The sequence below is a fragment of the Candidatus Chlamydia sanziniae genome, from assembly GCF_001653975.1.
GTDB classification, from domain to species: domain Bacteria; phylum Chlamydiota; class Chlamydiia; order Chlamydiales; family Chlamydiaceae; genus Chlamydia; species Chlamydia sanziniae.
Window position 1 is genome coordinate 14,507 of record NZ_CP014639.1, and the last position, 13,161, is coordinate 27,667.

Genomic DNA, 13,161 nt, shown 5'->3' on the forward strand with positions numbered 1-13,161 from the left:
TATAGACTGAAGAAGGTTTACTCATTATATACCTCTTCACTATGTAAGTAATTTTCTAACCAAGAAAGGAAAGAAGGATAATGACTAGCAGTTAAATGGAGGAGTTCAATATTTTCTAAACTACGATGTTTCAGGCTTTCTTCCCCCAAGAATAAGTTAGGAGAGGATAGGTCCCTACGTATTTCAGGATCAAAAAGGAAACACTGATAAGTGAAAGGCTCTTCATATCCATAAAAAGGGAAAAGCCCTAAAGAATAGCAATTTTCTTCAGAACGTACTTTATTTAATTCGACAAGTTGCTGACGCAACTGCTGCTGCACTCTAGCAAGAGACCTATAAGGAAAAATGCCTTCATCTTCCCACTTACCAAAACCATTATGGATAGTAAAAAAACGCTCGTACAAACTGTCTCCCAAAGGAGGAAACCATCGTCCTTCAGATTGAGCAAGAGGAGGAGCTCCTTGAAATCCACAGCGACCATCGCAAAATGAATAAAACATCTTCACATCGTAAGGACCTTTCCCTCGTTCAAAGCGAAAAATATACACCTCCAAGGTTTCTAATAAAGAAAAAAAACGACAAATACCTGGCGATGCGCTATGCTCGAGTCCTAAAATAGAACACCAAAAATCCAAGCATAAATCTATGCGATCTTTTTTGGACAATCCCATCAATTCATACCAACCTCGGGGTAAGCGTGGCACTTTCTGGGCTATTGCTTCCCAGCTCATTTCTTTACGGAGTTGTTCTAAAGAAAACATTTCTATAGGACAAGAATAGACAATATCGGATGCAAAAATATTTTCAAAATTTTTCATCTTTCTTCTCTTGTTACCCCCTAGGCTCGTGGCTCACCCAACTACGCATTACATGCCAATATTTCCAAGAAAAACATCCAACTTTTTTATGCGCTTTATATTGGTTGGCAGGAATACTTGCGCGCACTCATGCAGATTGCTGTATTCTCATACTCGTTTTTCTACACCCTTTTCTTCCACGCAACCCTAAACAGTGGTTCCCTTTAGGATTGTGTTGGCTCGTTCCCTTACTTATATCTTCACCACCTTTCTCACACGAAGGATCCGCCTCAGGAATTTTTAAGGTCAGTTATAAAGGATGGGGAAAAACCTATTATGGCGAAGCTATTTATCTAAGCACTCCCTGCGGTAAACAGACACGCCATCTTTCTTGCAAGATTCTATCCTCACTCCATTTAGAACCAAAAAAAACTTATCATCTCCAAGGAACGCTATATCATACATCTCAAAATGTTTTTAAGTCTAATTCTTGCTATAAAGAAATTCCTAAATCCAAGTTCATTACTACAAAAGAAAAACTACGAGAAACAACCAGCCACTATTTAATTTCGTTATTTGACTCCTCACAAACAGGAAAATTTGTTTCCAGTTTGCTTCTCGGTACCCCCCTACCAAAAGACCTTCAAGAACTTTTCAGAAACAAAGGGCTCTCCCATCTTTTTGCTGTTTCCGGATGGCATTTCTCCTTATTTTCCTCTATTTTTTGGGTTTTCTTTTCTTTTTTTCCTATAAAAATAAAAAATTTCGTAAGTTTTGTTATTCTTACTTCGCTCACTCTCCTTTTCCCCACGTCTCCTTCAGTATGGCGCGCATGGATTGCCCTTTCCTTTTTGTACTTTTCTACGTATTCTTCGGGAACTTGCTCAGGACTGAACCGCTTAGGGCTGGGTTTTATCTTCTGTTCCTTATTTTTTTCTCCTTTTTCTCCTGGGTTTGCTCTTAGCTTTTTAGCCACTCTGGGAATCCTTCTTTTTTTCCCTATTCTTCATACCTTTTTTTATACCCCCTGGGCCTTGTTGATAGCCTCCCCATTCTGGCTCCATCTTATCCGCTACCTAATGACTATATTCGCTATTTCTCTATCTGCCCAAATCTTTCTGTGGCTACCTCTGATGTACTTTTTTAGAAGTTTTCCTCTCGATGGCATTATCTACAACCTTATTTTTCCCCTGATCATGCTACCTACGATTGCTTTAATTCTAACGACGGTGATTTTCCCTTCTCTAGCTCCGCTTACCCACCGTGTAATTTCCTGGGTAATTTCAAACCCCTGGATGTCCAGACCCAACCTCTTAGTATCCGTATCCTTTCCTCCAGTATCTCCCTGGCAACTCACCCTCATCTCCTCAGTGCTATTCTTTTTAGGCCTCGCATTTACTAAATCCTCATTTTCTGGGATTTCTTATTCAGATAAAGTAAATTATTTTACTGAAAACCTATATCCACAATAAGCTAAGCTTATTAAAATAGCGTTATAGTAAAATAATAAAAAATCTCGACAGATATAAAATTTATTTTTATACTACCTTAAATCAAAAACCTTAAGGTTTTTATTATGCTGCCTTCGATCCCTCCTCCCTCTTCCTCCCCACCTGCTAGCTATTCTTCACAACGCACTTCATGTTGCAACTTGAAAATTTTTGCTATAGATTCTGGACTTTTCCTTTTATCGATTGCGTTTTCTGTCTTAATATTTATTCTCGTATGCCAAGCCCTAGTTAGCACTCTAGGTCTTGTTGGTATACCCATTGCACTCGCTGCTAGTATTGCAGGCTTACTCACTTTCGTGTTAATGCACGTATTAATTAAGGCTTGTGTGAACTTTGTTTTTGACAAATGTATAAGGCGCGATAGTCTCCAGCTTCCTCTTTCTCCGCCTCCACATACACACAACCCACATCATTCCAATAATCCTCCACCTCTATATCCCAATACCCCTCCGCCTCCATACTCACAATGTCTACCGCGTCCTAGTACCCCTCCGCCTCCATACTCAGAAGAGCCTAACTAAATTCCCTAGCCCGTTTTAATAATATAACACCTAAATACAAGACTTCCCTATACTACAATTCGTTGTATGAAAGAAAAACTTTCTACAGAATACAAGCTCAAGCCCTGAAGTCAACAATTGTCTTTTAGTTCTGTACTCTATTTACTCCATCGCTTCATGCGCTACTTCCAAAAATTTCATAAGACAACTAAAAGATATAAGCCAGGTACATGAGCAGAAATCCCTACAACAGATGCATTCACCCCAATTAAAAAAGTACTGTAGATTCTTGTCTTAGCCATACAACAAAGCAGAGATACATCTACATTCCTATTGCAAAACCAAATGTTTATTAACACTCTCTTCTGAGACGATAGTAATTACTTATTCTTGTGTTGAGTCTATTGATATTATGTTATGACGATGACATAATCGCAGGACAAGTAAATTGCGTTTTTCCACATATAGGTGTGCCCTACAATGTTAAGGACAGCTTTTCTTAGCTGTAATTGCGCTGTCATCAGGGCTAGCCCTTAGTTCTTATTGATACTGAAAAACCTTATAATCGCCCTTTAGAATAATTATAAACACTAAAAAGTAATTATACTATTGCCATGTATTTTCTATTTTTATACACGTTAAAAATGCGCTAGGTCTTTCTATGCCTTACATTGTCCACCATGCTTATTCTCCTCATGGCGAACTTCTGAATAATACTCAGAAAAACAAGAAGCCCAGTAGGAACAATATTATGACTAATATTTCTACAGCAATAATGGATATCGGCTTAGGAATACTCGTTGTCTTATCTTTCATCGCAATTCCTATAATTACACTTCCTTTTCTTATTCTGATTACCGTAATCATAATTTGCTGCACACTTATCAAACTTGTCCAGCTGATCCTCGCTATACTTCTACTTTTATTCTATAAATGTAGGTAGATTACGTTTTCTATGGGTTCACATCTGGAAACACAAAAAAACCAGTTAATCCAAACACTGAAATAGAATAGAGGACATTTCTTTTAAATAATTACTACATCAAATCACCAGCGAGAGATCCCTCAACGTTTGAATTTAAAAAAAAATTAAAATTCAGCAAGGTTTTTTATTGCCTGGGCAATTTGATCTTTTTGTGGAAGGACCTCGTTTTCCAAGATCTTAGAATAAGGAACGGGAGCGTGAAGCCCCCCGAGACGACGAATCGGAGCATCTAAATGCATATAAGCCTGCTCTGCAACCGTAGCAACAAGCTCGCCACCAAACCCACAGAACTCTGAAGCTTCGTGAATGACTAAGAGTCTGCCTGTTTTTTCCACAGACTTGAATACTGTAGCAAAATCACAAGGAACTATCGTACGTAGATCTATAATTTCCACAGAAATGCCATCAAGTTTGAGCTCCTGGACGACTTCGAAACTCAGGACTAGAGGCATTCCCCAAGAAACTACAGTCAAATCTGTCCCAGGATGCACAATAGCAGCTTGTCCAAAAGGTAGAATATAGTCTCCACAAAACACAGGGCGGGCACTAAATATACGCCGTTGGTATAAAGCTTTATGTTCTAAAAACACTACAGGATTAGGATCTCGAATGGCAGCTTTTAATAAGGCTTTAGCGTCTGCAGCATTTGAAGGATAGGCTATTTTGATCCCTGGACAATGAGCAAGGAATCCTTCTATATTCTGAGAATGATAAGGCCCTCCCTGAATGTACCCTCCTGATGGAGCACGTATGACCAAGGGAACCTCCCATTCTCCAGCAGAACGATAATATATGCTTGAGGCTTCAGAAAATAACTGATTTATCCCTGGCCAAATATAGTCAGCGAATTGGATTTCTACAACAGGTTTATGAATACCATCAAGAGCCATGCCTATGGCGGTACCTATAATGGTAGCTTCTGCTAAAGGAGAATTAAAACAACGCGAAGGCCCAAATTGTTTTGTAAAATTTCGAGTGATACCAAAGACGCCTCCCTTGTCTCCCGCGACATCCTCACCAAAAACAATAACTCCTGAATCACAAGTCATCTCCTCTACCAAGGCCTCTGTAATAGCATCACGCATCACTTTGGGCTCGCTAACACGTAAATGCTGTGCTTCATGAGAAGACTCGTAATCTATTAACGAAAGCGTGTGGGGGGAGAACACTTCATGACTTGTTGTTCCTTTACAGGGAAAGGGAAAGGCCTCAGCAAGTGTATAAGCTTGGGAAACCTCCTCTTGAGCCTCAGCTTTAATTGCCGCTATCTCCGCAGTAGAAAAACCATAATTCTCTATTAGTTCTCTTTCTAAACGCAATAGGGGGTCCTTTTCATTACACGTCTGTAGCTCTAACTTTGAGCGATATTTTTCATGGTTATCTGAATTACTGTGAGGTCCTAAACGCACAACATCAATCAGAATCAATGCAGGGACAAAACTCTGACGTGCTCGCTCAATAGCTATAGAAAAGGTATGTTGAAGTGTTGCATAGTCTCCGCCATCTACTTCATAAACAGCAAGGCCTTGATAACATTCCCCCAAACGAAGAAGATCAACCCCACATTGTTCCTCGAATGGGACGGAAATCGCCCACCGATTATTTTGTATTACAGTGACGAGAGGAAGCTGGTGTAGAGCGACAAAATTCAACATCTCATGAAATTCACCTTGAGAGGTAGCTCCATCTCCACCGGAAACATACACTATTTCCTGAGAACGTATATTTTTCACTGCCCAAGCACGTCCTGCAGCTTGTAAAAATTGCGTCCCCACTACACTAGACTGACAACAAATACGTAACTTTTTATGTGAATAATGATAAGGCATCATCCTAGCTGAAGAATGATTCGGAGTCACTCGAGCAAGAAAAGAAGCGAAAATTTCAGAAAGATCACAGCCCAAACCTATGGGGAATCCTTGATCTCGATAATAAGGAAAAGACCAATCTTTTCCTGGAATCAAACTCTTTCCAGCAAGAACACCGGCAAGCTCATGACCCGCACAAGAAAGTTGAAAAGTACCTCCGGAATCGCTTTGCCTCGAAAGAAGAAGCATCTTACTTTCAGCAAATCTTAAGACCCAGACTAACTTGAAAATCTCTCCTATAGAAGAGGTGACTTCACGTTGTAGTAATCTCATAGCTTGCCCTTAATGAAGGATATACTTTTCCCTCTATACAGCGAAGTCAGAAAAAAAACCTTTGATTTTATCTAAAAAGCCTCGTTTTTTGGGAAAATTTTCTACTTTTTCTGTAGCAGAAAAACTACGCAAAAGTTCCTTTTGATCCTCAGACAAATGCTGTGGGGTTTCCACAGACACTCGAACAAGAAGATCACCACGATTTTTTCCATGAACATTGGGGAACCCTTGATTTCTTACCTTTAAAATGGTCCCACTTTGGATTCCTTCAGGAATTGTAAGACGACATGTTCCTTCTTGTTTAAGTAACGTGGGGATCTCTTTCTTCATCCCTAAGGCAGCATCTACAAAGCCTATTGGTAAATCCAAAATTAAATCATCTCCACGACGTTCAAAAACAGGATGCGGTTCTACTTCAATAAAGACATAGAGGTCACCTGCGGGAGCTCCATTTTGTCCTGCATCTCCATAACCTTCCATTTTTAAGCGCATCCCAGAATCTACTCCCGAAGGAATATGAACATGAACATTATGCTTATCTTTGATTCTTCCTTGACCACGACAAGAAGGGCAGGGATCTGTTATTATCCTTCCTTCCCCTCCGCAATCCGGACAAGTAGACGCCATAGAAAAAAAGCCACGACTTTGAACAACTTGTCCAGAACCTTTACAACGCTCACAATATTTTATACCTTGAGAACTGGCTGTTCCCTTACCGGAACAAGTTTCACAAGTCTTATATCCTGAAACAACGAGCTCTTTTTCTACCCCAAGAGCAGCTTCTTCAAACGTCAGGGTAATGTGCACCTTCTTACTTGATCCCTGACGAGCCCCCGTGGGATCAGCCCGCATCCCAAAGGCCTCGCCAAGACCTCCAAAAAGGCCGTCGAAAAAGCTCCCCCCACTAAATTCTCCACCAAAAGCGCCCATAAAAGTACGTAACGCATCTTCCATATTCCCCATATTGGCGCCACCAAAGCCGCCAGCACCGGCAAAAGGACCGTCTTTACCAAAGCGATCATAAGACTCACGCTTTTGAGGATTGCTCAATACTTCGTAAGCCTCCGATACTTCTTTAAAATGACGTTCGGCATCAGCATCTCCAGGATTTTTATCTGGATGATATTTAACAGCTAATTTACGATAAGCTTTTTTAATTTCCTCTGAAGAGGCGGTTTTAGAAACACCTAGAACTGAATAATAATCCATAAATTAAACACTACTAACTAAGCGACACTTTCAATTAACGACCACGATATTTGGCAGCAGCTTTAGACTTGGCACGTTTTTTGATCGAAGGTTTATCGTAAAATCGATGTGATTTAGCAGCTTTTAAAATTCCTTCTTTATCTATTTTCTTTTTTAAGATTCGCAGAGCTCGGTCTACTGGCTCCCCGACTCGAACTTTAACACTGGGCATGTGCCACCTTGTTACGTAATAAATAACGATAATTTGATCTTCTACATAGCAATCCTTTACTATGTTCTTAGAAGAGATTTGATTGTATCACCATCACTAATAGGCTTCAAGAGTTAGTTGAAGTTAAATACAACGCGTCTCATGCTTTTTACAGAAAGATTAAAAAAAACATGAGTAACTGCGGTAATCGGGCAAGAGTTGCTTGTTACATTCTAGATATATGTATTGGGAAATGATATATTGCCGAATTTTTTCTATAGAAGGTGATACTTTTTCTATAGAGATTTTTTTTGAAAAACTCTTTATAAAAAGCTGGGGATTTGGAGAAATCACATGATAATAGCCATGAACTAAGCAATGTTCTGAAGCTTCCGAATATGAAAGAAGTGTCCCTGGACCGACGCCTTTTTTTTTCTGAACAAATCCATCTTCAGAAAGATCCGAACTTAAAGTTAATACACCTCCGCGCTTCCCTAAAGGGAGCATCAATGCCTTTCCCTGATCTCCAGGAGAAAGGTAACCTTCAAGGGAACTATAACCTAGTAAAGGTACTTTGTGTGCCATAGCTAAGCCCTGAGCAAAAGAAAGTCCTATACGTGTAGCTGAAAAATTGCCAGGTCCTAAAGCAACAGCAATGCCTTGAAAAGGCAAGGCATGATTTTGAAAAAGAAACTCTAGAACAGGACCAAGATCGGGTCCTAAGGGTAAGGACCAATATTGAAGTACTGCATGACTATCTATACAAGCCAAAAACGGCTGGTAACCTGAAGTATCTATGACAATATACTTATAGAAGTACATAAATTGAGTTTAGAAAACAAAAAAATAAACTATACCCACCAAAAAACTTTTAATCAAAACAAAACTCTATTTTTTAACAAGAAGTTAATGGAAACATATGTTTCCATAGCTACTTTTCAAAAAAATCAACTAACTTCTTCTCTATCAAGGGAAAAAACAAAATTCTGTGAAATGCTACGCAACTAGAGTAAGCAACAATTTCTTTTTAATTAGGGGAAAATGCAGTCATTAGGAATAAAGGAAGAGACACTTCTTGGTCCTTTCTTCAGATTGAAAAAAAATGAGATGTCGCATTAAAGAACAGGGACATAAAATTCTCTCATATTTTGGTACTTCAATCTGTGAGCTTTTCTATAACCTGCGTCTCCAAAGCAATCCTTAGGTAAAGATAAATACAACTATTGAATTATCCGGACTCTATAAAATTTTCTTTGCAAAACATTTGAGAAGTTTTTCTAAAAATACGAAAAGACGATTTGCGTTAAACATGTGTCTTTTCTAATCTGTAATCGCTTCTAGCTATTTTGTGAAAAGTTGTGTATATGTGCTAATTTCGTTTATTTTGTAGTATAGCGAAATATGATATCTTTAAAGAAATTGCTTCTCTCTTGCCCAAATGAAAACATAGAATGGGCATGGATATAACGTATTTGATTTATAAGGACACTTGTGGACTCTACAATAAATACCGATTCTCCTACCTTAGATCCTAATTCAGAAGAGGTAGAAAAACTTTTAGATGAATCGGAAGACGAGGTTGAAGAAAAATCGAATGATCGAGCGCTTCCTTCGGAATTATTCATTCTTCCATTAAATAAACGACCCTTTTTCCCAGGAATGGCAGCTCCTATCCTTATAGAATCTGGTCCTTATTATGAAGTTTTAAAAGTTCTAGCAAAATCTTCGCAGAAATACATTGGGCTTATTCTCACTAAAAAAGAAAATGCTGATATTTTAAAAATAGGGTTTCACCAATTGTATTGTGTTGGGGTAGCCGCGCGTATTTTACGCATTATGCCTATTGAAGGAGGGAGTGCTCAAGTCCTTCTCAGTATTGAAGAGCGTATTCGCATTATAGATCCTGTAAAAGACAAATACTTAAAGGCGCGTGTCTCCTATCATGCTGATAACAAAGAGCTGACTGAAGAGCTCAAAGCCTATTCCATTAGCATTGTTTCCGTGATTAAAGATCTTCTAAAGCTCAACCCATTATTCAAAGAAGAACTGCAAATATTCCTTGGTCATTCTGATTTTACTGAGCCGGGAAAGCTCGCAGATTTTTCAGTAGCTCTAACAACAGCAACGCGAGAAGAACTTCAAGAGGTTTTAGAAACTACAAATATGCATGATCGCATTGATAAAGCGCTGATCCTGCTTAAGAAAGAGTTAGATTTAAGTCGCCTACAAAGCAGCATTAATCAGAAAATCGAAGCGACAATTACAAAAAGTCAGAAAGAATTTTTTTTAAAAGAGCAATTAAAGACGATTAAAAAAGAGCTGGGTTTAGAAAAAGAAGACCGCGCGATTGATATAGAAAAATTTACTGAAAGGCTGAAAAAACGTCATGTTCCCAACTATGCAATGGAAGTGATTCATGACGAAATAGAAAAACTACAAACTTTAGAGACTTCTTCTGCTGAATATACAGTATGCCGCAATTATTTAGATTGGCTTACGATTGTTCCCTGGGGAATTCAAAGTAAGGAATATCATAACTTAAAAAAAGCTGAACTCATTCTCAATAAAGATCATTATGGTCTGGAAGAAATTAAACAGCGTATTTTAGAGCTTATCAGTGTAGGGAAACTTTCTAAGGGATTAAAAGGCAGTATTATCTGTCTTGTCGGCCCTCCAGGTGTGGGAAAAACAAGTATTGGGCGTAGTATTGCTAAAGTTCTACATAGGAAATTTTTCCGTTTTTCAGTAGGAGGCATGCGGGATGAAGCTGAAATTAAAGGACACCGTCGTACCTACATCGGAGCTATGCCAGGAAAGATGGTCCAAGCTCTTAAACAAAGTCAAGCTATGAATCCTGTGATCATGATTGATGAGGTAGATAAAATTGGTGCGAGTTACCATGGGGATCCCGCTTCCGCTCTTTTAGAAGTTTTGGATCCTGAGCAAAACAAAGATTTCCTTGATCACTACCTTGACGTACGCGTAGATTTATCTAGTGTGTTATTCATTCTCACAGCAAATGTCTTGGATACCATTCCAGATCCTCTTTTGGACCGCATGGAAATCCTTCGTCTTTCTGGTTATATTTTAGAAGAAAAATTACAAATAGCCATAAAGTACCTTGTTCCTAAAGCTCGTAAAGAAATGGGGTTAACGGCACAACAGGTTATGTTTCAATCTGAAGCTTTAAAGCATATCATCAATAATTATGCACGCGAAGCTGGAGTACGTACTTTAAATGGAAATATCAAGAAAGTCTTAAGAAAAGTTGCTTTAAAAATTGTTCAGAATCAGGAAAAGATAAAATCTAAAACTGCACAGTTTAAAATTTCGGTAAGAAACTTACAGGACTACCTAGGTAAGCCTATATTTTCTAGTGATCGCTTTTATGAAGATACTCCTATAGGTGTGGCTACCGGCCTTGCTTGGACTTCCCTAGGAGGTGCAACTTTATATATAGAAAGTGTTCAAGTGTCTTCAACAAAAACAGACATGCATCTTACGGGTCAGGCAGGAGATGTCATGAAAGAGTCATCACAGATTGCTTGGACATATCTCCATAGTGCTTTAACTCGATATGCTCCAGGCTATCCATTCTTTCCTAAATCACAAGTGCACATTCATATTCCGGAAGGAGCAACCCCTAAAGATGGGCCCTCTGCAGGGATCACTATGGTAACATCTTTGCTCTCTTTACTTTTAGAAACGCCTGTAGTCAATAATCTAGGAATGACAGGAGAGATTACGCTAACGGGCCGAGTATTAGGCGTGGGAGGCATTAGAGAAAAGCTTATTGCCGCGCGTAGATCCCGGTTAAACATTCTTATTTTTCCTGAAGATAACCGTCGCGATTATGATGAACTTCCCAGTTACTTAAAAAAAGGACTCAAAATACACTTTGTATCGCATTACGATCATGTTTTCAAAGTTGCTTTCCTCCAATGCAAATAACTTGACACTCTAAGTGCTGTTATAAAGGGATTATTTCATCCTTGTTGTCATTTCAGATATCGAAAAAAAGTCTGTATATTTACAAATGATATCAAAGTTTGTAAGCTACGTTTTCTTATCTTTATCTTTCTAAACAACCGCTTTACCTTATGTCTTTCCTTCCTAATCTTTCCAATTTTGGTTCTAACTTAATTGCTAATACAACGGGCTTTGCTAAAAAACTGTTTAGCCGAGAAAAAAAGGTTGAAGAGCCCAATCTCACAATAAAACGTTGCACTATTGCTTATATAATTACCATGCTCACCCTCCTTATGCTCACAATAGTTGGTTTCATAACCACTATTTTCTTTATTGTGCCTGGTCTACTTATAGGTCTAATCAGTTTAGCACTCCTAATCGTTGGATTATGCCTAACCCCTTGTTTTTATTATATTGTAGCCAAATATACTTCTATAGAGTCTATACCTAAGTCTTCTCAAAATGGAAATACTCTCGGCCATTTATTCTCTTCGCGTAAGAAAACCCGTCGTACACACTCACATACGGCTATAGAGACAAGTACTGGTGGAGAAAAGCCAACGAAAACGACAAAGAGGTTGAGCTCGTCTTCCTCCGAATCTTCGGGTAAGTCTTCAAGAAGTAGGCACAAACAATCTGTGCCACGCCCGCAAACACCCTCAAAGAATGAGGAAGAAATTCACAGTGATGATTCTTTGCTTAGCTCACGCTCATCCTCTCCAACCCCAGAAAAACAATCCTTATCACCACGACGTGGGCGATGGTGGTAGTAGATAAGCTCGACGACTCTCAGAACTATGCAATTCTATTAGTCAGATCTGGTCTCGTTTTTCTTAATGAAAGGCGCAGCTGAAAAGTTCTAATGGAGTATATTGCTCAAGTTGGTTTATTCTATAGCTTTACTTATAGTAAATCCTCATGAGTTCTAGAGAATTGATTGTTTTAGGCTCTTCCAGCCAACAGCCCACCCGAACACGAAATCAGGGTGCGTATTTATTTCGATGGAATAATGAAGGCCTCCTCTTTGATCCTGGAGAGGGAACACAAAGGCAATTTATCTTTGCAAATATTGCTCCTACAGCAGTAACACGAATTTTTATTAGCCATTTCCATGGGGATCATTGTTTAGGGTTAGGTTCCATGCTTATGCGACTCAACCTAGATAAAATTGCTCATCCAATTCATTGTTATTATCCTGCTTCTGGGAAAAAGTATTTTGATCGTTTACGCTATGGGACTATCTACCATGAAACAATTAAAGTGATTGAGCATCCTGTAGATAAGAACGGTATTATTGAAGATTTTGGTAATTTTCGTATTGAAGCAGAGCGATTGCAACATCAGGTGGATACGCTGGGGTGGAGAATCACAGAGCCTGATACTTTAAAATTTCTGCCTAAAGAACTTCAAGCCCGTGGTATTCAGGGTCTCAAGATGCAAGATCTCATTAAAAGAGGAAAGATCTGTATAGATGGTAAGACAACGCAACTCAACGAAGTCAGCTATATTCGGCCCGGAGACAGCATTACTGTCATTGCGGATACACTGCCTTGCCAAGCCGCTATAGATCTTGCAAAAAATGCTCGTATCCTGCTCTGTGAAAGTACCTACCTTGAAGAGCATTGCCATCTTGCTAAAAGTCATTTTCATATGACTGCAAAGCAAGCAGCAGAAATAGCAAAAAATGCCAATGCTTATCAGCTTATTCTCACCCATTTCTCTGCACGTTATCTTAACCTCAAAGATTTTTTTTTAGAAGCTTCAACAATTTTCCCTAATGTTGCTATAGCTGAGGAATGCTGTCGCTACCCTTTTCCGAAAAATACCCTTCTCATTAAATAACCTGGGCGAGATACTTC

General features: G+C 38.9%; 11 protein-coding genes. 6 read left to right on the forward strand and 5 right to left on the reverse strand.

What is annotated here, in order from left to right; all coding sequences use genetic code 11:
- Window positions 1–17: 17 nt before the first annotated feature.
- Complete coding sequence (locus tag Cs308_RS00085) at window positions 18–818, reverse strand: hypothetical protein (protein ID WP_066481162.1); 801 nt, start codon at window positions 816–818, stop codon at window positions 18–20.
- Here Cs308_RS00085 and Cs308_RS00090 point away from each other — a divergent pair.
- From Cs308_RS00090 to Cs308_RS00100, 3 genes are all read left to right on the forward strand, one after another.
- The gene (locus Cs308_RS00090) at window positions 791–2,269 is read left to right on the forward strand and encodes a ComEC/Rec2 family competence protein (protein WP_082904983.1); all 1,479 of its coding nucleotides are present in this window, start codon (window positions 791–793) and stop codon (window positions 2,267–2,269) included. The two genes, Cs308_RS00085 and Cs308_RS00090, sit on opposite strands and share 28 nt — an antisense overlap.
- 104 nt (window positions 2,270–2,373) lie before the next feature.
- Window positions 2,374–2,829, forward strand: coding sequence for a hypothetical protein (locus tag Cs308_RS00095; protein ID WP_066481163.1), 456 nt, complete (start codon window positions 2,374–2,376; stop codon window positions 2,827–2,829).
- Between the two features lie 640 nt (window positions 2,830–3,469).
- Window positions 3,470–3,751: a hypothetical protein gene (locus tag Cs308_RS00100; protein ID WP_066481164.1), complete on the forward strand. Its 282-nt coding sequence runs from the start codon at window positions 3,470–3,472 to the stop codon at window positions 3,749–3,751.
- 146 nt (window positions 3,752–3,897) lie between these two features.
- Here the strand turns inward: Cs308_RS00100 and Cs308_RS00105 are convergent, their stop codons facing one another.
- The 4 genes from Cs308_RS00105 to Cs308_RS00120 all read right to left on the reverse strand — a co-directional run bounded on the left by Cs308_RS00105 (window position 3,898) and on the right by Cs308_RS00120 (window position 8,155).
- Window positions 3,898–5,934, reverse strand: a complete 2,037-nt coding sequence (locus tag Cs308_RS00105; protein ID WP_066481165.1) for an alpha-ketoacid dehydrogenase subunit alpha/beta — start codon at window positions 5,932–5,934, stop codon at window positions 3,898–3,900.
- Window positions 5,935–5,967: 33 nt separating this feature from the next.
- Window positions 5,968–7,143 (reverse strand): molecular chaperone DnaJ, encoded by a 1,176-nt coding sequence (gene dnaJ, locus Cs308_RS00110; RefSeq protein ID WP_066481167.1) that lies wholly within the window; start codon window positions 7,141–7,143, stop codon window positions 5,968–5,970.
- A gap of 34 nt (window positions 7,144–7,177) precedes the next feature.
- Window positions 7,178–7,354 carry a 30S ribosomal protein S21 gene (rpsU, locus tag Cs308_RS00115; RefSeq protein ID WP_066481172.1) on the reverse strand — a complete coding sequence of 59 codons (177 nt, stop codon included), beginning with the start codon at window positions 7,352–7,354 and terminating at the stop codon, window positions 7,178–7,180.
- A gap of 159 nt (window positions 7,355–7,513) precedes the next feature.
- Window positions 7,514–8,155 (reverse strand): tRNA threonylcarbamoyladenosine biosynthesis protein TsaB, encoded by a 642-nt coding sequence (locus tag Cs308_RS00120; protein WP_066481174.1) that lies wholly within the window; start codon window positions 8,153–8,155, stop codon window positions 7,514–7,516.
- Between the two features lie 669 nt (window positions 8,156–8,824).
- On the opposite strand from Cs308_RS00120, the gene lon reads away from it, so the two are divergent.
- From lon to Cs308_RS00135, 3 genes are all read left to right on the forward strand, one after another.
- Window positions 8,825–11,284 carry an endopeptidase La gene (gene lon / locus Cs308_RS00125; RefSeq protein WP_066481175.1) on the forward strand — a complete coding sequence of 820 codons (2,460 nt, stop codon included), beginning with the start codon at window positions 8,825–8,827 and terminating at the stop codon, window positions 11,282–11,284.
- Between the two features lie 149 nt (window positions 11,285–11,433).
- Window positions 11,434–12,072, forward strand: a complete 639-nt coding sequence (locus tag Cs308_RS00130) for a hypothetical protein (protein WP_066481176.1) — start codon at window positions 11,434–11,436, stop codon at window positions 12,070–12,072.
- A 148-nt stretch (window positions 12,073–12,220) separates the two neighbouring features.
- Window positions 12,221–13,144, forward strand: a complete 924-nt coding sequence (locus Cs308_RS00135; protein WP_066481178.1) for a ribonuclease Z — start codon at window positions 12,221–12,223, stop codon at window positions 13,142–13,144.
- Window positions 13,145–13,161: the final 17 nt, after the last annotated feature.